Origin of the sequence: Profundibacterium mesophilum KAUST100406-0324 (assembly GCF_009835145.1) — a bacterium.
Lineage (GTDB): Bacteria > Pseudomonadota > Alphaproteobacteria > Rhodobacterales > Rhodobacteraceae > Profundibacterium > Profundibacterium mesophilum.
Map to the genome: position 1 here is coordinate 13,255 of NZ_APKE01000025.1, position 22,801 is coordinate 36,055.

At 69.1% G+C, this 22,801-nt stretch carries 22 protein-coding genes and 1 tRNA gene; 9 read left to right on the forward strand and 14 right to left on the reverse strand.

All coding sequences use genetic code 11. The features are described from left to right. Positions 1-144 precede the first annotated feature (144 nt). Together PMES_RS10475 and PMES_RS10480 are read left to right on the forward strand one after the other, a co-directional pair. Positions 145-1,260, forward strand: coding sequence for an A/G-specific adenine glycosylase (locus tag PMES_RS10475; protein ID WP_159965637.1), 1,116 nt, complete (start codon positions 145-147; stop codon positions 1,258-1,260). A 37-nt stretch (positions 1,261-1,297) separates the two neighbouring features. Next, positions 1,298-2,413 carry an alkane 1-monooxygenase gene (locus PMES_RS10480; RefSeq protein WP_236549775.1) on the forward strand — a complete coding sequence of 372 codons (1,116 nt, stop codon included), beginning with the start codon at positions 1,298-1,300 and terminating at the stop codon, positions 2,411-2,413. Between the two features lies 1 nt (position 2,414). Here PMES_RS10480 and PMES_RS10485 read toward each other — a convergent pair whose 3' ends face one another. The 5 genes from PMES_RS10485 to PMES_RS10505 form a co-directional block, all read right to left on the reverse strand. Continuing rightward, the gene (locus PMES_RS10485) at positions 2,415-3,695 is read right to left on the reverse strand and encodes an alpha/beta hydrolase family protein (RefSeq protein ID WP_159965639.1); all 1,281 of its coding nucleotides are present in this window, start codon (positions 3,693-3,695) and stop codon (positions 2,415-2,417) included. A 64-nt stretch (positions 3,696-3,759) separates the two neighbouring features. After that, the gene (locus tag PMES_RS10490; protein WP_159965640.1) at positions 3,760-4,791 is read right to left on the reverse strand and encodes an NADP-dependent oxidoreductase; all 1,032 of its coding nucleotides are present in this window, start codon (positions 4,789-4,791) and stop codon (positions 3,760-3,762) included. A 282-nt stretch (positions 4,792-5,073) separates the two neighbouring features. Next, complete coding sequence (locus tag PMES_RS10495) at positions 5,074-6,171, reverse strand: site-specific DNA-methyltransferase (RefSeq protein WP_159965715.1); 1,098 nt, start codon at positions 6,169-6,171, stop codon at positions 5,074-5,076. A 93-nt stretch (positions 6,172-6,264) separates the two neighbouring features. Further along, positions 6,265-6,906 (reverse strand): ribonuclease HII, encoded by a 642-nt coding sequence (rnhB, locus tag PMES_RS10500; protein WP_159965641.1) that lies wholly within the window; start codon positions 6,904-6,906, stop codon positions 6,265-6,267. 141 nt (positions 6,907-7,047) lie between these two features. Further along, positions 7,048-7,497, reverse strand: coding sequence for a hypothetical protein (locus PMES_RS10505; protein ID WP_159965642.1), 450 nt, complete (start codon positions 7,495-7,497; stop codon positions 7,048-7,050). Positions 7,498-7,881: 384 nt separating this feature from the next. Between PMES_RS10505 and PMES_RS10510 the strand changes: the two genes are divergently transcribed. Both PMES_RS10510 and PMES_RS10515 read left to right on the forward strand, forming a co-directional pair. Then, positions 7,882-8,175: a hypothetical protein gene (locus PMES_RS10510; RefSeq protein ID WP_438943239.1), complete on the forward strand. Its 294-nt coding sequence runs from the start codon at positions 7,882-7,884 to the stop codon at positions 8,173-8,175. Further along, positions 8,123-8,851, forward strand: a complete 729-nt coding sequence (locus PMES_RS10515) for a winged helix-turn-helix domain-containing protein (protein ID WP_159965643.1) — start codon at positions 8,123-8,125, stop codon at positions 8,849-8,851. The genes PMES_RS10510 and PMES_RS10515 overlap by 53 nt, the downstream gene beginning before the upstream one ends. Before the next feature lie 306 nt (positions 8,852-9,157). On the opposite strand, the gene ykgO is transcribed toward PMES_RS10515, so the two are convergent. Both ykgO and PMES_RS10525 read right to left on the reverse strand, forming a co-directional pair. Further along, positions 9,158-9,283 carry a type B 50S ribosomal protein L36 gene (gene ykgO / locus PMES_RS10520; RefSeq protein ID WP_005850168.1) on the reverse strand — a complete coding sequence of 42 codons (126 nt, stop codon included), beginning with the start codon at positions 9,281-9,283 and terminating at the stop codon, positions 9,158-9,160. 80 nt (positions 9,284-9,363) lie between these two features. Beyond that, positions 9,364-9,438: transfer RNA gene (locus PMES_RS10525), tRNA-Val, on the reverse strand. Between the two features lie 164 nt (positions 9,439-9,602). Between PMES_RS10525 and PMES_RS10530 the strand changes: the two genes are divergently transcribed. Next, entirely contained in the window at positions 9,603-10,463 is an 861-nt protein-coding gene (locus tag PMES_RS10530) for an N-formylglutamate amidohydrolase (protein ID WP_159965644.1), read from the forward strand. An 11-nt stretch (positions 10,464-10,474) separates the two neighbouring features. Here PMES_RS10530 and PMES_RS10535 read toward each other — a convergent pair whose 3' ends face one another. Then, positions 10,475-11,743, reverse strand: a complete 1,269-nt coding sequence (locus tag PMES_RS10535) for a DNA polymerase IV (RefSeq protein WP_159965645.1) — start codon at positions 11,741-11,743, stop codon at positions 10,475-10,477. A 9-nt stretch (positions 11,744-11,752) separates the two neighbouring features. On the opposite strand from PMES_RS10535, the gene PMES_RS10540 reads away from it, so the two are divergent. Together PMES_RS10540 and PMES_RS10545 are read left to right on the forward strand one after the other, a co-directional pair. After that, positions 11,753-12,250 carry an NUDIX hydrolase gene (locus tag PMES_RS10540; RefSeq protein ID WP_159965646.1) on the forward strand — a complete coding sequence of 166 codons (498 nt, stop codon included), beginning with the start codon at positions 11,753-11,755 and terminating at the stop codon, positions 12,248-12,250. A gap of 70 nt (positions 12,251-12,320) precedes the next feature. After that, positions 12,321-13,364, forward strand: coding sequence for a LacI family DNA-binding transcriptional regulator (locus PMES_RS10545; protein WP_236549776.1), 1,044 nt, complete (start codon positions 12,321-12,323; stop codon positions 13,362-13,364). A 20-nt stretch (positions 13,365-13,384) separates the two neighbouring features. Here PMES_RS10545 and PMES_RS10550 read toward each other — a convergent pair whose 3' ends face one another. Both PMES_RS10550 and mnmC2 read right to left on the reverse strand, forming a co-directional pair. Beyond that, positions 13,385-14,260 carry a DMT family transporter gene (locus tag PMES_RS10550; protein WP_159965648.1) on the reverse strand — a complete coding sequence of 292 codons (876 nt, stop codon included), beginning with the start codon at positions 14,258-14,260 and terminating at the stop codon, positions 13,385-13,387. Further along, complete coding sequence (gene mnmC2, locus PMES_RS10555) at positions 14,257-14,925, reverse strand: tRNA (5-methylaminomethyl-2-thiouridine)(34)-methyltransferase MnmC2 (protein WP_159965717.1); 669 nt, start codon at positions 14,923-14,925, stop codon at positions 14,257-14,259. The genes PMES_RS10550 and mnmC2 overlap by 4 nt, the downstream gene beginning before the upstream one ends. A 125-nt stretch (positions 14,926-15,050) precedes the next feature. On the opposite strand from mnmC2, the gene PMES_RS10560 reads away from it, so the two are divergent. Continuing rightward, positions 15,051-16,100 carry an NAD(P)/FAD-dependent oxidoreductase gene (locus PMES_RS10560; RefSeq protein ID WP_159965649.1) on the forward strand — a complete coding sequence of 350 codons (1,050 nt, stop codon included), beginning with the start codon at positions 15,051-15,053 and terminating at the stop codon, positions 16,098-16,100. Here PMES_RS10560 and PMES_RS10565 read toward each other — a convergent pair. Both PMES_RS10565 and PMES_RS10570 read right to left on the reverse strand, forming a co-directional pair. After that, positions 16,097-16,921, reverse strand: a complete 825-nt coding sequence (locus tag PMES_RS10565) for an HTD2 family dehydratase (protein WP_328809155.1) — start codon at positions 16,919-16,921, stop codon at positions 16,097-16,099. The two genes, PMES_RS10560 and PMES_RS10565, sit on opposite strands and share 4 nt — an antisense overlap. After that, on the reverse strand, positions 16,918-17,442 hold the full coding sequence (locus PMES_RS10570) for an NADPH-dependent FMN reductase (RefSeq protein WP_159965650.1): 525 nt from the start codon (positions 17,440-17,442) through the stop codon (positions 16,918-16,920). The genes PMES_RS10565 and PMES_RS10570 overlap by 4 nt, the downstream gene beginning before the upstream one ends. Positions 17,443-17,686: 244 nt before the next feature. Here PMES_RS10570 and trhA point away from each other — a divergent pair, with 244 nt between their 5' ends. Further along, complete coding sequence (gene trhA / locus PMES_RS10575) at positions 17,687-18,331, forward strand: PAQR family membrane homeostasis protein TrhA (protein ID WP_159965651.1); 645 nt, start codon at positions 17,687-17,689, stop codon at positions 18,329-18,331. A 13-nt stretch (positions 18,332-18,344) separates the two neighbouring features. On the opposite strand, the gene cobO is transcribed toward trhA, so the two are convergent. Next, positions 18,345-18,965: a cob(I)yrinic acid a,c-diamide adenosyltransferase gene (cobO, locus tag PMES_RS10580; protein WP_159965652.1), complete on the reverse strand. Its 621-nt coding sequence runs from the start codon at positions 18,963-18,965 to the stop codon at positions 18,345-18,347. A gap of 92 nt (positions 18,966-19,057) precedes the next feature. Next, a complete protein-coding gene (gene cobN / locus PMES_RS10585) occupies positions 19,058-22,765 on the reverse strand; it encodes a cobaltochelatase subunit CobN (RefSeq protein ID WP_159965653.1) in 3,708 nt (1,235 codons plus the stop codon). Positions 22,766-22,801: the final 36 nt, after the last annotated feature.

The following is a 22,801-nucleotide window of genomic DNA, read 5'->3' on the forward strand; positions in this document are numbered from 1 at the left end:
CGGCAAGTGCCAGAGGCAACAGCGCCGCGGCGATCACCATGATGCGACCGCGTTCACCGGGGGAGGGCGCGGCGGGTCTTCTTGTGGATCGCGGCGCGGGTGGCTACCTGCTGCGGGGGCGCGGCGGTTGCAGGAAAAGCGCGGATGAATGTGGCACGGATCGAGGCGGAGGCGGGCGCGGCGCTCCTGCACTGGTATGACGCGCATGCGCGGCAGATGCCCTGGCGGGTGGGTCCCGCGGCACGCGCCACGGGGCAGCGCCCCGATCCCTACCGCGTCTGGCTCAGCGAGGTGATGCTGCAGCAGACAACGGTGGCGGCCGTGCGCGGCTATTTCGAGCGGTTCACCGCGCTCTGGCCCGATGTGCTGGCCCTCGCCGCGGCCCCGGACGCGCAGGTGATGGGCGAATGGGCGGGGCTCGGCTATTATGCACGGGCGCGCAACCTGCTCAAATGCGCGCGGGCGGTGCGCGATCTGCATGGCGGGCGGTTCCCGGCCGATCACGACGCGCTTCTCGCCCTGCCGGGGATCGGACGCTACACCGCCGCATCGCTCGGGGCGATCGCCTTCGATCTGCCCCTGACGGTCGTGGATGGCAATGTCGAGCGGGTCATGGCGCGGCTCTTTGCCGTGGAGCAGCCGCTTCCCGGGGCCAAGCCCGCGCTGACCGACCGCGCCGCTGCCCTCACCCCGAAGCTGCGTCCCGGCGATCACGCGCAGGCGGTGATGGACCTGGGCGCGACGATCTGCACACCGCGCCGGCCGGCCTGCGGGATTTGCCCGCTGATGGACCTGTGCATGGCGCGCGCGGAGGGGCGCGCGGCGGAGCTGCCGCGCAAGCTTGCCAAGAAGCCCAAGCCCGTGCGCGAGGGGGTGATCTTCGTCGGGCGGCGCGCCGATGGCGCCTGGCTTCTCGAGGAGCGCCCGCCCTCCGGGCTTTTGGGCGGGATGCTCGGCTGGCCCGGAAGCGACTGGCTGCCCGCCGGGGAGGGGGGCGCCGATGCGCCGCCGTCCGTGCCTCCCGTGCCGCCCGTTGCGGCCGACTGGCGGATGCTCGATGCCGGGCTGCGCCACACCTTCACCCATTTCCACCTGCATCTGTGCGTGCAGATCGCGCGGCTGCCGCAAGGCAGCCTTCCCACCCGCGGCCGTTTTCTCGAACCTGGCGCCTTTCGCCGCAGCGATCTGCCGACGGTGATGCGAAAGGCGCATGACCTTGCGCTCCCCGCGCTCGATGCGATTGAGCCCGGCTTCCGCTAGGCGCTATGCTCGCGGCATGAGACAAGGGGAGCAGCACATGCACCGACTGGCCAATGCCGCACCGTTCTGGATGTCCCTCGGGCTCGTGCCGCTGGCATGGGCGGGGGCGGTGTTCGGCGGATGGCTCGTCCTGCTCGTGCCGCTCTGCACCTGGTATCTCTTCTCGGTGCTGGATGCGCTGATCGGCCATGAGCGCGGCAACGCGGACCCGCTCACGCCGGACAGCGCGCTGCGCTGGCACCGCGCGATCACGCTCGTCTGGCCGGTGGTACAGGCCTTCGTGATCTTCGGCCTCATCGCCTATACCGCCCGCGCGCCGCATCTCGGCGGATGGGAGAGGCTGGGTCTCGCCTTCGGGGCGGGGGTGATCAGCGGCACGATCGGCATCACCTATGCCCATGAGCTGATGCATCAGCGCAACCGAATCGAACGCTGGCTGGGCGATCTTCTGATGGGAATGGTGCTCTATTCGCATTTCCGCTCCGAGCATCTGCTGGTGCATCACCGTTATGTCGGAACGCCGCGCGATCCGGTGACGGCGCGCTACAACGAGGGCTTCCACCGCTTCTTTCCGCGGGTCGTGATCGCCTGCTGGCGCTCGGCCTTCGCGGCGGAGGCGGCGCTGCTGGCGCGGCGCGGATTGCCGGCGCATCATCCGCGCAATCCCTTCTGGCGCTACCTGGCGCTGCAACTGGGTTTCATGGCGCTTGCCATCGTGCTGGGGGGATGGACAGGCCTTGGCTTCTTCGTCTTCCAGGCGCTCGTGGCGATCTGGCAGCTCGAGCTGGTCAATTACGTCGAGCATTACGGGCTGACGCGCAAGCACTTGGGCGGCGGGCGTTACGAGCATGTCCTGCCGCGCCATTCGTGGAACGCCACGCACAAGGCGTCGAACTGGCTGCTGATCAATCTGCAGCGTCATTCGGACCATCACAGCCGGCCCGACCGGCGCTTTCCGCTGCTCCAGGCGCATGGACCCGAAACGGCGCCGCAGCTTCCCTTCGGCTATCCGGTGATGACGACGCTGGCGATGATCCCGCCGCTCTGGCGCCGGCGGATGAACCCGCGCGTGCGGGCCTGGCGCGCGGCCCATTACCCGGAGGTGGAGGATTGGCGCCCCTACAACACCGGCGCCAATCCCGCCCCGCGCTAGCTCACTCGGCGCGCCTCGTCTCGAAGCGCAGGCCGGCCGCCGTGCGGTTGGCGAACCCGGCCCAGTAGGTGTGCTCGGGCTTCGGCGTGTCGTCCTCCTCCATCGCCCAGACCCCGTCGGCGGCATTGGGTGTAAGCGAGAGGAAGGTCTTCTTGTCCTCCTCGCCCTTCAGGTGCAGGTCGAGGAAGGCGGTGGAGAAATGCTGCAGGATGTTGTTCATCCGCACAGTGTCCCAGACCGCGTCGGCGTAATGCTCGAAGGGCGGCCAGCCGAGCTTCTCGGACTGCGCCCAGGCCTCGCGCGGGGCGGGGAAGGGGGCGGCGGCGTTGTGGTTGGCGTTCTCGAAGGTCAGCAGGTGCCGCTCGGTACCCGTCGTCTCCTCGAAGATGGTGCGGATGAAGGGATATTCGGAAACATCGTCGACACTGCCCGCCACCAGCATCAGGGGCGTGGTGATCGCGCCCAGCCCCTCGGCATCCCAGAAGTCTCGGTTGCGCCCCCAGGGGCCGATGGCGATCACCGCCTTGACCCGCTCGTCGGGCAGGGCCTCGTGGCTTTCGCTGCCGGCCGCGTTGATCTCCAGAAGTCCGGCGGGCGGCGCGTAGCGGCCCTCGAGCGCGGCCTGCGCGACGCCGGCGCCCGCGAAGATCAGCGCCCCGTAGCCGCCCATCGAATAGCCGATGACCCCGGTGCGCTCGGCATCGGTGATCTGCCCGACATCGTCCGTCGCGCTTGCCAGCTCATCGAGCACGAAGGCCTGGTCGCGGGGTCGGTTCACAAGGGTCGAGCCAAAGGCCGCCATGTCCGAATAGGTCGAATCGCGATGGTCGATCGAGGCCACGACATAGCCCTTGGAGGCGATGTTCTCGGCCAGGTGGCTCATCAGGAAGCGATTGCCCGGATAGCCATGGGAGACGATCACCAGCGGGTAGCTTCCCTCGGCGGCGGGATCGGCATCGCGTGCGGCGCGGCCCGTCAGCGTCACCTCCGTCTCGCCATCGCGCAGCACCGTCTCGTAGTCGGTGCCGGGCCGGGTGCCGTCGGCTGCCGGATACCACAGCTCGACCGTCAGCGCGCGGTCGTAGCTCGGCTGCGCCTCGGGGGTCGCGTTGACGATGTCGGGAACCCCCTCGCGCGTCAGGGTGAGGGTCCTGACCCCGACCGCGTGATCGCCATAGGGGGCGAGCTCGGGCGCATCGGGGCGGATGCTGTCGATGGGGGTCTGCGCGATGGCCGGCGCCGCGGCGAGCAGCGCCAGCGCGGCTGTTGCGATACGTTGCATGGGTGGTCCTCCCTGAAGGTTGCCTGTCAGCACCCTTACGACCCGGGAGGACCTTTGCAAGCGATCAGGGATCGTCGCCGACACGCACAAGTTGCTTGCCGAAATTGCCGCCCTCCAGCATCGAGATGAAGGCATCCGGCGCCGCCTCCAGCCCTTCTGCGATGCTCTCGCGGTAGCGGATGCGCCCGTCCTTCACCATCGGTGCGACCTCGGCGAGGAATTCGGGATAGAGATGCATGTGATCGAAGATGATGAAGCCCTCGACCTTGAGGCGCTTGACCAGGATGGCGCGCCAGGCCGCCGGCAGGGACATCGCCTCGTCCAGCCCGCGCCCCGAATACCAGGCGATCATGCCGCATAGCGCGATGCGGCCGTGATCGTTCATTCCCGACAGGGCCGCCTCGAGGGTCTTGCCCCCGACATTCTCGAAATAACCGTCGACGCCGCCGGGCGCCGCGGCGGCCAATGCTTCCTTCAGGCCGGCCGCATCGAGCGCCTTGTGATCGAGGCAGGCGGCGTAGCCCAGCTCGGAGGTGGCATAGGCGCACTTTTCCTCACCACCCGCGACGCCGATCGCCCTGGCACCCTTGATCTGCGCGAGCTGCCCGGCCAGCGTGCCGACCGCGCCGGTCGCCGCAGAGATCAGGGCGGTCTCGCCTTGCTGGATGCCGATGATGCGGTTGACGCCGACCCAGGCGGTGATCCCGGGCATGCCCAGCACGCCGAGCGCGGTCTGGATCGGTGCGATGGCGGGATCGACCTTGCGCAGCGCGTCGCCGGGCAGGGCGGCGTGGCTGGTCCAGCCGAAGGCGCCGAGCGCGATGTCGCCCTCGGAGAAGCCCGCGTGGCGCGATGCGATGACCTCGCCGACGGCACCGCCCTCCATGATTCCGCCGATCTCGACCGGGGGGGCGTAGGATTTCGCGTCATCCATCCGGCCGCGCATGTAGGGATCGAGCGAGAGCCAGATGACGCGCACCAGCACTTCGCCTTCGGCGGGCTCGGGCATCGCGGTCTCGGTCAGGGCGAAATTCTGCGCGGTGGGCTGCCCTGTCGGGCGGCTGGCGAGGGTCATCGAGCGGACGGTCTGTGACATGATGCGTTCTCCTTGGGCCTGACCTCTATCTAGGCGGGCGAGCGGCTGCCGTCACGGCAGAAGCTGGGGCAGGGCGGCGAAAAAGCGCGTGGCGCAGCCGGGCACCGTGCGGCGGACCTGTCCCGGAGCCCGCGCTCGGCATGCACCCGACCCGCCTCCGACCGGCCCCGCCGCGACCCGCCGCGCCTTTGCCGGGGACATGCTCCGGTGCCCCGCCGCGACCCACCGGGGGGGAGCGTCGAGCCCGTCCGGATCCCGGCGGCTCCCGACATGCGGACGGGCTCAGCCCAGTTCGGCGCGCAGTTGCTGGCGCAGCAGGTCGATGGGCACCATCTGCCCCTCCCGGCGAAAGCTCCAATAGGTCCAGCCGTTGCAGCTGGGCGCGCCGTCGAGCGCCGCGCCGACCTGGTGGATGGAGCCGCGGATGTCATCGGCGATGAGCGTGCCGTCCACGCGCACCTTGGCCATCTGTCCACGCGCGTTGACCAGCATCTCGCCGGGCCGCAGCAGCCCGCGTTCGATCAGCTGGCCGAAGGGGATGCGTGGAAGGGCACGCTTGGACTGCGTCACCTCGAGGGTGGCGCGGTCGTATTTGCGCACCTTGTCGAGGCGCGCGCGCGCGGCATCGCGGTAGGATTTCTCACGCTCGATGCCTATGAAGTCGCGACCCAGCATCTTGGCCACGGCGCCGGTGGTGCCGGTGCCGAAAAAGGGATCGAGAACGACATCGCCGGGATTGGTGGTGCCGAGCAGGACACGGTGCAGGAGCGATTCGGGCTTCTGGGTCGGATGCGCCTTGTCGCCGGCCTCGTCCTTCAGCCGCTCATGGCCCGAGCAGATCGGCAGCACCCAGTCGGAGCGCATCTGCACCCCTTCGTTCAGCGCCTTCAGCGCGTCGTAGTTGAAGGTGTACTTGCTGGCCTCCTGCTTGGAGGCCCAGATCAGCGTCTCATGCGCATTCGTCAGCCGCTTGCCGCGGAAGTTCGGCATCGGGTTGGACTTGCGCCAGACGACGTCATTGAGAATCCAGAAGCCCTGGTTCTGCAATTCGGCCCCGAGGCGAAAGACGTTGTGATAGCTGCCGATCACCCAGATCGCGCCATGCGGCTTGAGGAGCCGGCGCGCGGCGGCGAGCCAGTCGCGGGTGAACCTGTCATAGGCGGCGAAGCTCGAGAACTGGTCCCAGGCATCGTCGACGGCATCCACGCGGCTGTTGTCGGGGCGATGCAGGTCGCCCTTCAGTTGCAGGTTGTAGGGCGGGTCGGCGAAGATCAGGTCAACCGACGCCTCCGGCAGACTGTTCATGACCTCGATACAGTCACCGGGCACGATTTGGTTAAGCGGCAGCTCGGCTGCCCCCGTCGCGATCTTCGTCGTCATCTCGGCCTCGTTCATTGCGCCGTTGGGCGACGCTTTCATCTTGTGGATAAGAAGATGAATCATGCGCGAATCAGGGTCAATTCCCTTTGTGAATCAAGGCCTTGAAGAATTCCCTTGATACAAGATGTTGTGGACCGGCCTGAAGCTGCGTCTATGGTGGGGGGTGACGCCGAGCAATTGCAGCCCCCCGTGATGGGCCAAGGTGCCGTATCCGGCGTTGCGTTCCCATCCGTAGCCGGGAAATTTCACCGCGAGTTCCGCCATCAGGTCATCGCGCCAGACCTTCGCCGCGATCGAAGCGGCGGCGATGCTCAGGCTCAGCGCGTCGCCGCGAACCAGCGTGTCGGCCGGGCAGGGCAGGCCGCCGGGATGCCTGTTGCCATCGATCAGCGCGTGATCGGGCGGGGCCGGAAGGGCCGCGACCGCGCGGCGCATCGCGAGCAATGTGGCCTGGAGGATGTTGATCTCGTCGATCTCCTCGACGCTGGCGCTGCCGATGCCCACCTCCGCGCATTCGGCGATCCGGGCTGCGAGCGCGCGCCGCCGCAGCCGGGTGAGGCGCTTGCTGTCGCGGATCCCATCAGGGATCGCCGCGGGATCGAGGATCACAGCCGCGGCGACGACGGGACCGGCCAGCGGGCCGCGGCCGACCTCGTCGATGCCGCAGATGCGGGTGCGCCCGGCGTGGTGCAGGGCGCGTTCTCGAATGAAATCGGGTGGCGGGGCAGGCGGCATGGTGCTCCTACTGAAGTGTTTGCGCGCCCCTGCCAAGGGGTCTCACGAGGCGGGAGCCATGACGGCCCCCGCCCCTTTCACCGGCGCTGTTGGAGATATGCGTGAAGCACAGGCCGGCGAATTCGCGATCGGCGGGGCGCCTCAGAGCGCGCGCCAGCCAGCCTTCGAGAGGCAATCGACATGATAGACGGTGCGCTCGCGGCCCGTGCCCGGTACGCGGGCCGTGCAATGGCGCGGCAACCGGTCAGCGTCGACCATCTCCCGCTCGAGGCAGGATTTCGAGAAGACCTGCGCCGCAGTGCCGTCGAAAGGAACCTCGCGCATGCAGGCCGGCGGCAGTTGCCCGTCCCGCTTCGGCACGACATGGCGGCCATTGCGGTCCGGCGTGCCGTTCAGCGCGGCCTGCCTGAGCATGGCCGGGCCCGAAAGCTGCTGCGCGATCACCCGCCTCTCGACGGCCGCGCCCATGGTTCCCACCATCATCAGCGATGTGAAGATGCCGCCGAGATCGAGACTGCCGGCATCGCCCTTCACCGGAAGAAGACCGAGTGCCAGGGCAACCGCCGCGGCGGGGAGGGTCTGTCGGTGCATGGAATGTCCTTCCTCTGTCTGGCATCGGGTCGTGTCGGGCGGCCCCGAACATGGCCCGGCCCGCCTGTGGCCGGTGGTCCTGAAGGGGGGATGCAGGCGAAGTCTTGTCGAAAACATGGCGGGCGGTCCCGTTCAATCTGCGTGTCCCGGCGGATCGGAGCCGAACTGTGGCGAGCCTGTCACCGGGGCGCGATGACAGGCAATGACAGCGCGCGGTTATCCGATAACAGCCCGATCTTACCGTTTCGTGAGCGCGGAACCTCGCCGCCCGCCATGCTTGTCATTGCATGACAGCGCCGGCCGGCGGCATGTTGGACCCGAACGCGCCGCTCTTTCCGACGAGGAAGCGCGCCGCGCCGCCCCTTGACCCTTCGGGAACGCACCATGCTCAGAATGCTCGCCCCCTTCCTGCTCGCCTTGGCGCTGATCGGCGTCGCGGCCGCCGCCCGCGCCGAATGCTATGCCGACTACAAGGCCAAGACCGACGATCCGCTGAGACTGCATTACGGCGTCATCGCCCTGCCGGAGGAGGCTTGCACGCCTGAGGCCGCGCCGCGGCTCATCGCCGAGCGGATCGATGGTGAAGGCTGGACATTGCTCAAGGTCATGGCGATCTTCGACGCGGATGGACTTGAGGAGCGCAGGACAAGTGCTGGCGACTATTTTCTCCGCTACTGACGCGCGGCGCTCGTCGATGCGCATCGTGACGCTGGGCATCGGGGCGATCGTGACGATCCTGCTGGGCGCGGCGCTTCTGCTCTTCGTGAACCTGCCGGACGCGAACGCCTTCAACGCGCGCGTCGAAGCCCTCTTCGTCGAAAATGCGAGCCTGACCTCGGGCGAGGACATACGGCTGCTCGAGATACTGGCCCAGTCGGGGACGTCTTTCTCGGACGTGCTTGCGAGCTATCGCTCGATCATCTTCGTGCTCCTGGTCTTCGCGACGGCGCTGCTCGTCGCCTGCCTCGTGTTCCTCGTGGCACTTGTCACGGTGAACCGCCGGATGAGCGAGATCGAACGGGCGGGCATCCAGGTCTCCTCGCTCCTGATCAGCCGCGAGCAGCGAACCGTCTATCTCAACAACATGGAATTCAAGCTGACCGAGGCGGCGATCGAGACGCTCGGCATCCTGGCCGAAGCGCGGATGGACGAGGATGTGCTCTCGGGTGCGCAGATCGAGGCGATGATCTCGGGGAGGCGGCCGGATGATTGCGACGAGGCGGCAGGCGCCACCCGGATCAAGCGGCTGCGCGATGCGCTCGGCAACCAGATCGTCAGCGAGCTTCTGGTCAAGACCATCGCCCGCAAGGGCTACATGCTGTCGATCGACAAGGACGTGATCCGCATGGTCTGACCGCCGCCGGGGATTCGGCGCCGGCCCGCCGGCCGCACTCGAAGGGACGGCCTAGGGTGAAACGGCGGCATGGCGCAAGGTGTCGGGCGGGGGCGCGATCGGCCGGCGGGCGCGCGCTTGGCTGGCCTGCGCCTCCGGCGGAGGTATTTGAAGCGAATGTGAAGAGTAGCCCGGCGGCGGGTGCAGGATCGACCGCCGCGATGCGGGGCCAAGGGGTATCCAGCGCCGGGATCCGAAACGCAAAAATCCCCGCCGAGGCGAGGATTTACCACGAGTTTCCGCGTTGGAAACCTGCTGCCGGAGCGATCAGCCCTGACGAGCCTTGAAGCGGCGCTGCGTCTTGTTGATGACGTAGACGCGGCCCTTGCGGCGCACGACACGGCAATCGCGATGCCGGTTCTTCAGCGAGCGGAGCGAGTTGCGGACTTTCATCGGCCCTCTCCCTATCCTGTGCGGCGCGGGTGGCGCCTGTTTCAACATGCCGGCGAGCCGGCGGTTCATTCGGGCCTCGGTGGTGGGCGATACTGGGATCGAACCAGTGACCCCTTCGATGTCAACGAAGTGCTCTACCGCTGAGCTAATCACCCACTTTACCGACGCTTGCCGCCCTTTCAGGCCCGCTCGGGAGAGCGAGACGCGGGATCGTTTCCGCGCCGGTGCCGGGTCTATAATTGGAAGCGGCAACCTGTTCAAGGCCTTTCGGCGCCCCATCTTCATCGCCTATAGTTTGGCCGTGAAGGAGTGCACCCGTATGGTCAGGTCCCCGTACCAGTTGACGATGCCGCAAGTGCGCAGCACGAGCGTGATCTTCGCGTCTCCGCATTCGGGCCGGGATTACCCGGCGTCCTTCCTCCGGCGCAGTGTCCTGGACGCGCACGCGATTCGCTCCTCGGAAGATGCCTTCGTCGATCAGCTCTTCGAATCGGCCCCCTCGGCCGGCGCGCCCCTCCTGGCGGCCTCAACCCCGCGGGCCTATCTCGATCTCAACCGGGCGCACGACGAGCTCGACCCCGCCCTGATCGAGACGGTCCGCCCCATCGGTCACAATCCGCGTGTCGTCTCCGGGCTCGGCGTGGTGCCGCGCGTGGTGGCCGGAGGGCGGTCGATCTACAGCGGCAAGATCACCCTGAACGAGGCGCAAAGACGGCTGCGCGATGTCTGGCAGCCCTATCACGATCAGCTCGGGGCCTTGATGGACGAAAGCATGAGCCGCTTCGGCGAGGCGATCCTGATCGATTGCCACTCGATGCCGCACGAGGCGATCGAGACCATGGGCGAGCGCGGCACCCGGCGTCCCGACGTGGTGCTCGGCGACCGGTTCGGGGCGGCCGCCGCGGGAGATGTGGTCGACCGCATCGAGGCCGCCTTCACCGCGCAGGGCCTGTGCGTGTCGCGCAACGCACCCTTCGCGGGAGCGTTCATCACCCAGCATTACGGGCGGCCCGCGCGGGGGCGCCACGCGGTGCAGGTGGAGATCGACAGGGCCCTCTACATGGATGAGCGGCGGATCAGGCCGCATGCCGGCTACGGCCCGCTGACGCAGATCCTCGCCAAGGTGGTGGAGCAGATCGCCGAGATCGGCCGGTCGGACATTTCCCTGGCCGCCGAGTAGCGGGTCCGGTTTCAGCGCAGCGCGCGTCCCTTGACGATCGCACCCGCGCCGAAGCGGGCGCGGATCGCATCGGCGGCGCGTTCGGCTTCCGCCCGCCTGGCCGCGCCGGGATCGAGCAGGTCTCCGCTCGCATCGGCCCGTCCAGCCGGCACGAGCGCGCCCAGCCCGACACCCAGCAGGCGGAAGGGGGCGGCGTCCATCGACTGATCGAGCAGCGCGCGGGCGGTCCTGTAGACGTTGTCGGCGATCTGCGTGGGTTGGCGCAGCGTCAGGCGCCTGGCCAGCAGGGCGTGATCGTGACGCTTGAGCTTGAGGGTCACGACGCCGCCGGCCAGACCGCGCGCCTTCGCGCGCCCGCAGACCTTCTCGGCCAAGCGCCAAAGATGGCCGTCGAGTATCTCGACATCTCCCAGGTCGGTATCGAAGGTGGTCTCGTTCGACAGGCCGCGGGTGGGGGCATTCGCGGTGACGCGGCGCCTGTCGTGCCCGCGCGCAAGGTGCCACAGGCGCTCGCCCATTCCGCCGAACCGAGCGACGAGATCGCGCTTTTCCCAGCGCAGCAGGTCGGCGAAGCTGCGGATGCCGGCCCGCTCGAGCGCGCCTTGGGTAACGGCGCCCACGCCCCAGATCAGGCTGACCGGACGCTCGCGCAGGAATTCGGCGGTCTGCGCCGCGCCGATCACCGAGAAGCCGCGCGGCTTGTCGAGGTCGGAGGCGATCTTGGCGAGGAACTTGTTGTGGCTGAGCCCGATCGAGCCGGTGATGCCGATCTCGCTCTGCATCCTGGCGGTGAGCCGCGCGAGCATCACGGCCGGCGGCGCCCCATGCAGCCGCGCGGTGCCGCTCAGATCCATGAATGCCTCGTCGAGACTGAGGGGCTCGACCACGGGGGTGAGCGCGTTCATCATGTCGCGGACCGCGCGGCTCGCCTCGGCATAGGCGTCGAATCGCGGCTTCACGATCACCGCCTCGGGACAGAGCCGGAGCGCCTGGAACATCGGCATGGCGCTGCGGACACCCTTGATCCGGGCGATGTAGCAGGCCGTGGTGACGACGCCGCGCCGTCCGCCGCCCACGATCACGGGCAGGTGACGCAATTCGGGGCTATCACGCTTCTCGACGCTGGCATAGAACGCATCGCAGTCCATATGTGCGATGCCGAGCTCGAAAAGTTCGGGATGCACGACGAGCCTGGGGCTGCGGCACAGCGCGCAGCGCGGCGCGGCGCCCGGAGGCGTCGCGTCGGAATGGGACAGGCAGTCGCGGCACAGGCTGGGCATGGAGGCGGAATGCACAAAGAGGGGCGGAGAAGACGCGATCAGTCTAAAGCCTTGTGGCCCGGACCGACAGAGGATTTCAGGGGGGCCAAGCTCGCGATCCTGTGCGGCACCTCGCTTGTCACGCTGCTGCGCGACGACCGCCCCGACATTCCCTTTCCGGGACAGTGGGATTTTCCGGGTGGTGGGCGCGAGGGGGCCGAGACGCCGCAGGATTGCGCGCTGCGCGAGACCCGCGAGGAGACGAGCCTCGTCCTTGGCGCGGATGATCTGATCTGGGCGCGGCCCTACGGCACGGCGCCCGGCTCGGTATGGTTCTTCGTGGCCCGCCTGCCGGGCCTGCGCCCCGGGGCACTGCGGCTGGGCAGCGAGGGCCAGGAGCTGCGGCTGATGGAGATCGCGACCTTCCTGCAGCATCCCGGCGCGATCCCCATGTTCCAGAACCGCCTCGCCGATTATCTCGGCCATGAAGGCGGCGCCGAGGGCGCGGGGCCACAGCGCGCCGCGTGATGCCGCGCAGGCTTGGCCCCTCCGGCGGAATGGGGGTAAGCTCGCGCCGAGCCATAGGAAAGATCCGCCATTGACCGATGATCCCACCATCCCGCCGCGCCGGCCCCTGACACTCAGGGATGTCTCGGAGGCGTCAGGCGTCAGCGAAATGACCGTGAGCCGGGTGCTGCGCAACCGCGGCGACGTGAGCGCGGGAACCCGCGACAAGGTGCTGGCCGTGGCAAAATCGCTCGGCTACGTGCCCAACAAGATCGCCGGGGCCCTCGCCTCGAGCCGGGTCAACCTCGTGGCGGTCGTGATCCCCTCGATGTCGAACATGATCTTTCCCGAGGTGATGACCGGGATCGGCGAGGTCCTAGACGATACCGACCTTCAACCCGTGGTGGGCTTCACCAACTACCTGCCCGAAAAGGAGGAGAACGTCCTCTACGAGATGCTGTCCTGGCGTCCCTCGGGCGTGATCGTGGCGGGGCTCGAGCATTCGGAGGCGAGCCGCGCGATGCTCAAGGCGGCGGGCATCCCGGTGGTCGAGATCATGGATGTCGACGGCGAGGCGATCGACGCCGTGGTCGGCATCTCCCATCGCCGTGCCGGTCGCCACATCGCCGAGGCCATCATCAGGCAGGGCTATGAGCGGATCGGCTTTCTCGGCACGAAAATGGCGCTCGATTACCGGGCGCGCAAGCGCTTCGAGGGCTTCACCGAGGCGCTTGCCAAGCACGGCCTTGAGGTGATGGACCAGGAATTCTACGAGGGCGGCTCGGCGCTTGCGAAGGGGCGCGAGATGACGGCGAACATCCTCGCCCGCAGTCCCGATCTCGATTTCCTCTACTACTCGAACGACATGATCGGGGCCGGCGGACTGATCCACTGTCTTGAAACGGGGATCGACGTGCCCGGCAGGCTGGGCCTTGCCGGCTTCAACGGCGTCGAGCTGCTCGAGGGCCTGCCGCGCCGCCTGGCGACCATGGATTCGGAGCGGATCGAGATCGGCCGGGCCGCGGCCAGGATCATCGCCGCGCGCGCCTCTGGCGAGATAACCGAAGGCGGGCAGAGGGTGACGATGGAGCCCAAGCTGCAATACGGCGACACCCTGCGCCGCTACAAGGCGTAGGCCGCGGCGCGGCGCGGCAGTCACCCGCGCCGCCGCGCCGCGCGTTCGCGCCACAGGGTGAAAAGGCCGGCAAGCACCACGATCCCCGCACCGAGCGCCACGTTCGGCGCGATCGCCTCGCCGAAGATGCCGACCCCGATGAGTGCGGCGAAGACCAGTTGCAGATAGGCAAAGGGCTGGACCGCGCTCGCCTCGGCCACCTCGTAGCAGCGGATCAACAGGTAGTGGCCGGTGGCGGCCGTCACGCACAAGAGCGCCATCCAGCCCCAGTCGCGCGGGTCCATCGCCTCCCAGTTCATCAGCCCGAGCGGCGTGAGCACCACCGCGCCGACCGTCCCGGTCCAGAAGAAGCTGGTGGCCGCGCTGTCCTGCCGGGCCACGTAGCGGGTCATCAGCCCGTAGAGCGCGAACATCAGGGCCGCCGCCAGGGGGATCAGCGCCTGCGGGGAGAAGACGGCGAAGCCGGGGCGCAGGATCACCAGGATGCCGGCAAAGCCGATCGCGATCGCCCCCCAGCGGCGCCAGCCCACAGTCTCGCCCAGGAGCGGGCCCGAAAGCGCGGCCACCAGCAGCGGGTAGGAGGCGAAGATCGCGTGGGACTGCACCAGTCCCAGCGCGACGAAGCCCACGACCATCACGCAGACCTCCGCCGCCAGAAGCACGCCGCGAAAGGCCTGCGCGAGGGGTTGGCGCGTGGCGGCGGTGCGCGCCAAGCCGCCGGGCCGCCGCGCCGCCATGGCCAGTACGAAGGCGGCGAAGAACCAGTAGCGCACCGTGATGATCATCAGCACGTTGTACTGGCTGGCCAGGTGGCGCGAGATGCCGTCCTGCGCGGCGAAGATCGCGGTGACCGCGACCATCAGCCAGATACCCTTCTGGGTGTCGCTTCCCGTCACCGCAGCACCGCCCGGCTCATGTGCCGTTTGCGCCCGTAACCCGGCACCCGCGAGACCTCGAAGCCGGCGGCGGCGAGATCGCGGCGCACCGCGCCCGCAGCGCTGTAGGTGGCGGCGGTGCCGCCGGGGGCGGTATGGATGGCCACCGCCTCCAGAAGCGGCGCGGCCCACAGGCCGGGATTGCGCGCCGGCGAGAAGCCGTCGAGGAACCACGCATCGGCCAAGCCGTCCCAGGCCGGAACAGTGACCGCCGCATCCCCGACGATCACCGACAGGTGCAGCTCGTCGGTCCTGAACTCGCGCCGGCCGGCGGCCCATGCCGCACGCAGCGGCGCGCCGAGCGCATCGTCGATGCCAAGCGCCCGGTGGGCGCGCGCCATGTCGGCGGCCGCCATCGGGAAGGCCTCGAAGCTGACGAAGCGCAAGGGGCCGGCGATGCCCGCGCGGCGCCAGGCCTGCCAGGCGCAAAGGACGTTGAGCCCGGTTCCGAAGCCGAGCTCGGCGATGCGGAAACCGGGAGCGAAGCGTTCCGGCAGCCCGTTGCCGCCGAGAAAGACATGCGCCGTCTCGGCGGCGCCATCCTCGAGCGAGTAATAAGGATCATCGAAGAGCGTGGAGCGCGGCACCTCGCCGGTCCACTCGATCTGTGCCGTCTGGTCTGGCATGGACATCTGTCATAGGCCTTTCGCTGCGGCGCGACACTGCGCCGGACGGCGCGCGATGGCAACAGGGGCCGCATGGCCCCCGAAGCGGGCCCCGCGTGCCCCGCGACACGGGAGACGGAGCGTTCATGCAGATCACCATAAGAGGCGCCGGCATCTTCGGGCTGTCCATCGCCTGGACGTTGCGCATGGCAGGGGCGCAGGTCTCGGTGATCGATCCGGGGGGGCCGGGGGCGGGTGCATCGGGCGGCATCGTCGGGGCGCTCGCGCCGCATGTGCCGGAAGCATGGAACGACAAGAAGGCCTTCCAGCTCGACAGTCTCCTGATGGCGGAGCGTTTCTGGGCAGAGGTCGCGCGGGCGGGCGGGACATCCCCGGGCTATGCGCGCAGCGGACGGTTGCAGCCGATCGAGGATGACGCGGCCCTCGAGCGTGCCCATGCGCGCGCCGAAGGGGCGCGGACGCTGTGGCGGGGCGAGGCGGACTGGACGGTGCTGCGCGCTTCAGATGCGGGCGGCTGGGCGCCTGTCTCTCCGAGCGGCTGGCTGATCCACGACACGCTCAGCGCACGGCTGCATCCACGCCGCGCCTGCGCCGCGCTCGCCGCCGCCCTGGCGCGCAACGGGGTCGAGATCACCCCCGAGGGCCGCGAGGGGGACTGCGTGATCCATGCGACGGGTGCGGCAGGACTGGCACGGATTCCGGGACCATCGGGCCCCGCCGGGCCGCCCGCCGGCACCGGGATCAAGGGGCAGGCGGCTTTGCTCGATGCCTCGGTACCGGCGGGCGCCGCTCAGATCTTCGCGGGCGGCGTGCACGTGATCCCCCATGCCGACGGGACTGTCGGCATCGGCTCGACGACGGAGCGCGACTGGAGCGATCCGGCCGCCACCGACGGGGCGCTCGACACGGTGATCGCCCAGGCCCGCGCCGCGGTTCCGGCGCTGCGCGATGCGCCGGTGATCGGACGCTGGGCCGGTCTGCGCCCGCGCGCGCGCAGCCGGGCGCCGCTTCTGGGGCCCTGGCCCGGACGCCCGGGTCATTTCATCGCCAATGGCGGGTTCAAGATCGGCTTCGGCATCGCGCCCGGCGTGGCCCTCGCGATGACGCGTCTCGTGCTCGAGGGGGTGGACACGATCCCGGCGGGATTCGCTCCGGTGCCGCCGCGGGAAGGCTAGTCCAGGCTGGCGGTCATGATTTCGCGCCCGTCTGCCGCCCGTACCCAAAGATCGCGGCCCGCCCGGCACAGCGTCGCCCCTTCGCCGGCAATCAGCGGAGCGGCGGCGCGGAATGTGAACCGCCGCAACGGCCCCGCGAGCGCGTCCGCCATCAGCATCAGAAGCTGCGCGAGCAGCGGCCCGTGGACCACGAGGCCATCGTAGCCCTCCACCTGCCTGGCGTAATCGGCATCGTAATGGATGCGGTGGCCGTTGAAGGTCAGGGCCGAATAGCGAAAGAGCAGGGTGCTCGAGAAATCTTGCTCGGCGCTCTGCGTCTCGTCGCGGCGGGCGGGGATCGGCTCGGGCGGGCGCGCATCCGGGCCGGGCTCCGCGCGAAAGACGAGATCCTGGCGTTCGGTGACGCGGATGATGCCGTCCTGAACGATCTCGTGCGTCAGGGTCTGGAAGGCGAGGGGGCCGCTGCGCCCGGTCTTGAAGCTGAGCGGACCGGGAATGGTGCGGCGCTGCGCGCGGCGGCCGCATTCGAGAGAGTGCGCGAAGTCCAGCCTTCCCCCGGCCCACATTCGCCGCGTCAGCCCCGCATCGGCAAGGGCGGGCGGGCGTGCCGGATGGCCGTCGCGCCCCAGCCGCGCGGGCGGGAGGGGATTCCAGAAATAGACCTGGTGGAAGAAGGGCGGCAGGGGATCCCCGGCACGAAAGGGCGGCCCATCGAGGTTCAGCGCCGCGCGCAGCGCGTCGGCGCGCGCGGGATCGAGATCGTCGGACGTCTCCGAGACCTGCATGCCATCCCGCATGCCGGCTTGACGCGCGGCGCTCACAGGCCCGCTTCCCGGCGCAGGATCTCCATCGCCGCGGTCAGCGTGGCCAAGCTGCGCGGATCCTCGAGCCGGCCGCTGGCCAGCACCGTCTTCGAGCCGGCGAGCATCACCTCCGGCCCCGCGCTGAAACGCGGTCCGTATGGCACCATCGCAAGGCGCAGGGCCGAGAGTCCCCGTGCCCCGCCAGAGCGGCCCGAGGAGGCCGACATCATCGCAAGCGGCTTGTTCCTCCAGGGGGCGCCCTCGGTGCGGCTGACCCAGTCGAGCGCGTTTTTCAGCACGCCCGAGATCGACTGGTTGTATTCGGGCGACGAGATGACGACCGCATCGGCCTGCGCGATCTGTGCGGCGAGGCGCAAAACGGGCCCGGGGATGCCCTCGGCCTCCTGCAGGTCGGCATCATAGAGCGGCATCCGCAGGTCGGCGACGAGGGAGGGGCCACCGAAGAGACGCGCCGCCTCCGCCAGCAGGGTGCGGTTCGTCGCCTCGCGGCGCAGCGATCCCGATATGCACAGCAACATTGGCGCTCCTCCCCAGCCCAGTTCGGACCAACCTGGCCCAGTTCGGCCCCGGCCCGGCGAACCGATACCGTTATCTTGCTACGCGCAAGCGAGGGGCGGTGCAAACGCGGTCGGGGCCTTGGGCAAGAAGGCCCGCCGCCGGGGGCTTTCGGCCCCCGGACCCCCCGAAGGTATTTGCCGCGAAGATGAGGAAGGAGGCGTGCGCGGGGCTTGCACAGCTTCCGCCCGCGCCTATCTGCCTGTCATGAAACCCGCACGTCTTCGCCGGGCGGGATACAGTCTTGCCGAACGCCGCTCTGATTCGGTGATCCACGTTATCGGTGTCGGCGCGGCGCTGCTCGGCGTTCCCATCCTGATCATGGCCGTGATCTCGGAGCGTGGCGATACGGCATCGCTGGTCGCGATCTCGATCTACGGGGCGAGCCTTCTCGCCATGCTGGGGTGCTCGGCCCTCTACAACACCCTCCCGGCCCCGAACTGGCGCCCCGTCCTCAAGCGGATGGATCATTCGGCCATCTACATCAAGATCGCCGGTACCTTCACGCCCCTCGTCGCGCTGAGCGAGGTGCCCGGGACGGGGCTTCTCATCGGGCTGTGGCTGGCGGCACTCGCCGGGGCAATGCTCAAGATCGCCTCTCCCGACCGGCTGCGCTGGCTGGGGCTGACGCTCTACCTGGGCATGGGATGGGGGGGCGTCGCGCTGGGCGGCGAGGTTTTCGGCGCGCTGAGCCCGGCGGCCTTCGCGATGGTGACCGCCGGCGGGCTTCTCTACACCGCCGGGGTGGTCTTTTTCCTGTGGGAGGCGCTGCCGTTCCACTACACGATCTGGCATGTCTTCGTGCTCGCCGCGACGCTGCTCTTCTTCGGCGCGGTTCTTACCGAGATCTGAGCCCGCCGGCGCGTCAGAACTCCACCCCGATCTGTGCCTTGATCCCCGAGCGGAACGGATGCTTGACCAGTTCCATCTCGGTTACGAGATCGGCGATCTCGATCAGGGGTTCCTTGGCGTTGCGCCCGGTGAGCACGACATGGGTCATCTCGGGCTTCTCGTCGCGCAGGAAGGCCACGACCTCGGCGACATCGATATAGTCGTAGCGCAGGGCGATGTTGATCTCGTCGAGCAGGACCATGTGGTTGGCCGGATCGCGGATCAACTCCTTGGCCTTCTCCCAGGCCGCCTGCGCCATCTCGGTATCGCGGCTGCGGTCCTGCGTCTCCCAGGTGAAGCCCTCGCCCATCGTGTGAAACGCGCAGATGTCGGTGAAGCGCGACAGGATGAGGTCGCGCTCGCCGGTGCTCATCCCGCCCTTGATGAACTGCACGACGGCGCATTGCATGTCATGGGCGATGCAGCGGAAGATCATCCCGAAAGCGGCCGAGCTTTTGCCCTTGCCCTTGCCGGTATGGACGATCACCAGCCCCTTCTCGTCGGTCTTGGTGGCCATGATCTTGTCGCGGGCGGCCTTCTTCTTGATCATCTTGGCCGCGTGGCGGTCGTCGTCCTGGGCGGGTTTGTCGGTCATCGAGGGCTCCTTTGTTCAGGCGGCATGGTGGGGGCAACGCGGCGCCGGGGCAAGATGCGCGGCAGGGCCGGGGGCGGCGGCGTGCCGATGGCTCATCGGCTGGCCGCCGCGCCGCCCAGCGCGTCGATCAGGCCGCGCGCCGAGTTCGAGCGCGGGGTCCACAGGCCCCGCTCGATCGCCTCTCCCAACCGCTCCGCGATCTCGCGCAGCGCGGGCGCGTTATGCTCGTTGATGAACTCCCGCGTCTCCTCGTCCTCGAGGAACGCCGCGTGCACCGCGTCGAAATGCGCATTGCGCACGGCGCCGGTCGTGGCGGCGAAGGCGAAGAGGTAATCAACCGTCGCCGCGATCTCGAACGCGCCCTTGTAGCCGTGGCGCTTCACCCCCGCGATCCACTTGGGATTGACCACGCGCGCGCGCACCACGCGGGCGATCTCCTCGTCGAGGGTGCGGATCACCGGGCGCTCGGGGCGCGAATGGTCGTTGTGATAGATCGGACGGTCGCGTCCCTGCAAGGTTGCCACCGCCGCCGCCGCGCCGCCTTCGAACTGGTAGTAGTCGTCACTGTCCAGAAGGTCGTGCTCGCGGTTGTCCTGGTTCTGCACGATCGCCTCGGCGTCGCGCAGCCGCGCCTCGAAGCCCGCGCGGTCGGAACGGCCCTCTTCGCCCGCGCCGTAGGCATAGCTGCCCCAGGTGAGGTAGGCCTCGGCGAGGTCCTCCTTTTCGGACCAGAGCCGCTCGTCGATCAGCGCCTGCAGCCCCGCGCCGTAAGCGCCGGGCCTGGAGCCGAAGACCCGCGCGCCCGGCCCCTCGGCGGCAGCGCGCGCCGCGGCGGGATTGACCTCTTCGGGCTCGTCGAGCGCCATCACCGCCCGCGCCGCCGAATCCACGAGGGCGATCAGTTGCGGGAAGGCGTCGCGAAAGAAGCCCGAGACCCGCAAGGTGACATCGACCCGTGGCCGGCCGAGCGCGGTATGGGGAATGATCTCGAAGCCGGTGACGCGCCGGTTGGCCGCGTCCCATGTCGGCTTGACCCCCATCAGGGCGAGGCATTGCGCGATGTCATCGCCCCCGGTGCGCATGTTCGCGGTGCCCCAGGCGGTGAGCAGCAATGCGCGGGGCCAGTCCCCCTCGGTCTGCAGGTGCCGCTCGATCAGCAGGTTGGCCGATTTCCACCCGAGCGCCCAGGCGGTCGGGGTGGGCACGGCGCGGCTGTCCACCGAGAAGAAATTGCGTCCCGTCGGCAGCACGTCGAGCCGGCCGCGCGTCGGCGCGCCCGAGGGCGCCGGCGCCACGAAGCGGCCCGAGAGCGCGGTCAGAAGCCCTTCGGCCTCCGCCGGGCCGCAGGCGCGCAAGGTGGGGCGGACGTGATCGCGCGCGGCGGTCAGAACGGCGGCGCTGGCCGCGCCGGGCGGCGCGAGGCCCGGATCGTCGAGCAGCCGCGCGGCGAGGGCTTCGAGCCGCTCGACGGTATCGCCGTGGCTGCGCCAGGTATCCCCGGATGCGAGCGCGCCCGGTCGCGGGCCATCCCAGGGCGCGGCCATGTCGCAATCGAGCGGATCGAAGCCAAGCTCCAGATCGGCGGCCAGCGCCCGCGGCAGCGACGCATCGCTGCCCGTCCCGTTACCGCGCGGCACCCGCAGCAGGGCTTGCAGCAGATCGCGCTCCTGCACCCCTTCGGGGCTCTGTCCGAAGATATGGAGGCCGTCGCGGATCTGCGCCTCCTTCAGCTCGCACAGATAGGCGTCGAGCTTGGCCAGATCGCCCTCGGCGTCGCTGCCCTTCATTCCCGCATCCACGTCCAGCCCGCTGCGCGCGGCCAGGTCGAGGATCTCGCCGCGCAGATGGGCGATGCGGCGCGGATCGATGCCGGCCGCCTCGTAATACTCGTCCACGAGCCCTTCGAGATCGCGCAAGGGCCCGTAGCTTTCGGCGCGCGTCAGCGGCGGCGTGAGATGGTCGATGATGACTGCCTGCGTCCGCCTCTTGGCCTGCGTCCCCTCGCCGGGATCGTTGACGATGAAGGGGTAGATATGGGGCATCGGGCCCAGCACCGCCTCGGGCAGGCAGTCCTGCGACAGGGCCAGGGCCTTGCCGGGGAGCCATTCGAGATTGCCGTGCTTGCCCATGTGGACGATCGCATCGGCGCCGAATGCGTGGCGCAGCCAGAAATAGAAGGCCAGATAGTTGTGCGGCGGCACGAGGTCGGGGGAATGGTAGGTCTCGGTCGGATCGATGTTGTAGCCGCGCGCGGGCTGCACGCCGATCACCACGTTGCCGTATTCGAGAACCGACAGCTTGAACCGCCCCGTCTCGTCATCCCCCTCGAAGAACACGTCCTCGTGCGGCTGCCCCCAGCGCTCCTCGATCCTGGAGCGCAACTCCCAGGAAAGCGTGCCATAGGCCGCCTTGTAGGTGGCGAGCGGCAGGGTGACGCCGCCGCGGCGCTCGGCCCGGTCGGTCAGCCAGTTGGTCGGCCCCGACAGGATCGCCTGCATCAGGGCATCGGACGTTTCGGGGATGCCGTGCAGCGTATGCCCCGCCTCCTTGAGCCGTTTGAGCACCCCGACCGTGGCGGCAGGCGTGTCGAGCCCGACCCCGTTGGCCAGGCGTCCGTCCTTGTTGGGATAGTTGGCCAGCACCAGCGCGACGCGCCGCCGCTCGGGCGTGCTGGCGCGCAGCCGTGCCCAGCCTTCCGCGAGGCGGGCCACGAAGTCGATCCGGTCGCCGCGCGCCCTGTAGGCGGCAATGGGGCATTGCGTCGCCTCGTCGTAGAAGGCCTCGCCCTTGAAGCTGATCGCACGGGACAGGATGCGCCCGTCGATTTCCGGCAGAGCCACGTTCATCGCGATGTCGCGCGCCGACAGGCCCGAGGCGCGCTCCTCCCAGTCGGCCTCGGAGGAGGCGGCGAGCACGACCTGCAGGACCGGCGCTCCCGCCGCTTCGGGCGCGGCGAGCGGATTGCCGGCGCCTTCGCCGGGATAAGGGCTTCCGGCGCTGAAACTCGTCATGTTGAGGATCACCGAAGGGGGTGATTGCTCGAAGAGCGCGGTGAGCGTGGCCGCCGAGACCGGATCCTTGAGAGAGGCCACGAAGACGGGCATCGGGTTCAGACCGCGGCGCAGCAGCGCCCGGACCATGCGGTTGATCGGGTTGAGCCCGGCGCCCTGCACGAGCGCGCGGTAGAAGACGACCGGCACCACGGGGGCACCCTCGTGCCAGTGCGACCGCAGATCGTCCAGGCCCACGGATGGCGATCCGGGCCAGTAGAGCCCGGCGCGCAGGAGCGGGCGCGCGCCCTCGGGACGTGCGGTGCCGTCCAGCATGGCACGCGCATGGCGCAGGAAATTGGCGCTGTTGGCCTCGCCCCCCTCGATCAGGTAGCCCCAGAGCGCGTCGTAATCGGCATCGCTGACCGTGGAGAGGCCGCGCAGGTCGGGATCGGGGCGGTCGTCGCCGGGCAGGGCGGCGAAGGGGATGCCGGCGGCATGCAGATGGGCGGCGTATTGCTCGAGCCCGTAGCGCCAGTAGCCCGCGCCGCCCAGGATCCGGGCCACGACCATGCGCGATCTGGATGCGCAATCGGCAAGGTGCAGATCGACTGACATCGGATGGCGCAGGTGCAGCAGGCTCGTCAGGCGCAGCGTCGGCGGCGTCTCCATCTCGGCGCGCGCGGCGCTCAGCGCCGCAAGCTCGGTATCGGCGGCGGAGATCACCACCAGGTCGGCGGGGCTCTGTCCCGGATCGACGGGGTCCGTGCCATCGTCGATGGCGCCCGGTGTCGCGGCGAGAAGGTGCATATGGGCTCTCCTGGGAAATCTAGGTTGCGCCGGCGA